This is a genomic window from Streptomyces sp. NPDC054841, from assembly GCF_053611045.1.
The window spans coordinates 1-1,445 of record NZ_JBSGZO010000897.1 but is presented as its reverse complement, the minus strand read 5'-3'; the positions used below and the strand labels follow the sequence as shown (position 1 = coordinate 1,445).

2 protein-coding genes are annotated in these 1,445 nt (G+C 70.9%); both read left to right on the top strand.

Annotated features, from left to right (window positions below):
* The coding region (locus ACWGI8_RS44270) for a DUF6519 domain-containing protein (protein ID WP_453669279.1) at window positions 1-360 on the top strand (360 nt) is incomplete at its 5' end.
* A 26-nt stretch (window positions 361-386) separates the two neighbouring features.
* Window positions 387-1,271 carry a peptidoglycan-binding protein gene (locus ACWGI8_RS44265; RefSeq protein WP_453669277.1) on the top strand — a complete coding sequence of 295 codons (885 nt, stop codon included), beginning with the start codon at window positions 387-389 and terminating at the stop codon, window positions 1,269-1,271.
* Window positions 1,272-1,445: the final 174 nt, after the last annotated feature.

Below are 1,445 nucleotides of genomic sequence, written 5' to 3'. Positions count from 1 at the left end.
CAGGTGTACTTCGAGCCGGGCAGGACGTACCGCTCGGGCGACTTCTGGATCGTCGCCGCGCGTACGGCGACGGGCGACGTCGAGTGGCCCACGGACGCGGCCCGCCGTCCGCTGCTCCGGTCCCCCGGCGGGATCCAGGTCCATTACGCGCCGCTGGCCTGGGTGTTCGGCGAGGGTTCGGTCTCCGATCTGCGGCTGGCGTTCGGTCCGCTGGCGGGCCCGATCCCCGCGGCGAACGAGGCGGAACTGGCCGCGGAGGCCGCGGCCGAGGCGGAGGCGACGGCCGCCGAGACGGCCGCTGCGGCCGGTTCGCCGGTGCGGACGGACGGCCAAGGCGGCCAGGGACAGCCCGAGAACTGACTTCCACCTGGGAAAGGAGCACCACCATGGCAACGCCTCTGTCCGCCGCCACATTCCTCAAGATCCTCCGTGACGAGGGTCTGCAGGTCGTCGAACACCGGAGCTGGCGTACGCACAACCGCAATCACAAGGGCCCGTGGGGGCCCATGCACGGAGTGATGATCCATCACACCGTGACCTCGGGCACGCAGAACTCCGTGGACATCTGCTACAACGGCCACTCGAGCCTGCCCGGTCCGCTGTGCCACGGTGTGATCGCCAAGGACGGCTCGGTCCATCTGGTCGGTTACGGACGGGCCAACCACGCGGGGCTCGGCGACGACGACGTCCTGCGCGCGGTGATCAACGAGACGGCGCTGCCCGCCGACAACGAGGCCAACACCGACGGCAATCGCTATTTCTACGGCTTCGAGTGCGTCAACCTCGGTAACGGCAGCGACCCATGGCCGGCTGCCCAGCTGGAGGCGATCGAGAAGGCGGCGGCCGCGATCTGCCGCGCACACGGCTGGTCGCACCGCTCGGTGATCGGGCACAAGGAATGGCAGCCGGGGAAGATCGATCCCCGTGGTTTCACGATGGACTCGATGCGGAGCCGTATCCGGGAGCGCCTCGGCGGCAAGCCGGACGGCCCGGCGAAACCGCCGGCGCCGAAGCCCCCGGCGACGTACGAGCCGTTCCCCGGTGCCGCGTTCTTCGCCGCGGGCCGGAGCAGCGCGATCATCACGGCGATGGGCAAGCGGCTGGTGGCGGAGGGGTGCGGGCGGTACGAGGTCGGTCCCGGCCCGGCGTGGGGCGAGGCCGACCGCAAGTCGTACGCCGCCTGGCAGCGCAAGCTCGGCTACTCGGGCAGCGACGCCGACGGCATCCCGGGAAAGACGAGCTGGGACAAGCTGAAGGTGCCGAACGTCTGACCCTGCTGACCCGCAGTCGTGACGACCCCGGCCGGGCGGCCCGCTCCCGGGCGAGGGCCTGTCTTCGGATCAGGCCCTGGACGAGTAAGTCCTATCTCCCGCCGTCCGCCCGGAGGGCGGGCTTCGCGGCGTCCGGTGCGTGCAGATGCAAGGCGGAGGGTCGTCCTCGTACTG

Excerpts from the sequence above, each read along its gene's own strand:
- ACWGI8_RS44265 (WP_453669277.1), top strand. The coding sequence starts at position 387 with ATGGCAACGCCTCTGTCCGCCGCCACATTCCTCAAGATCCTCCGTGAC.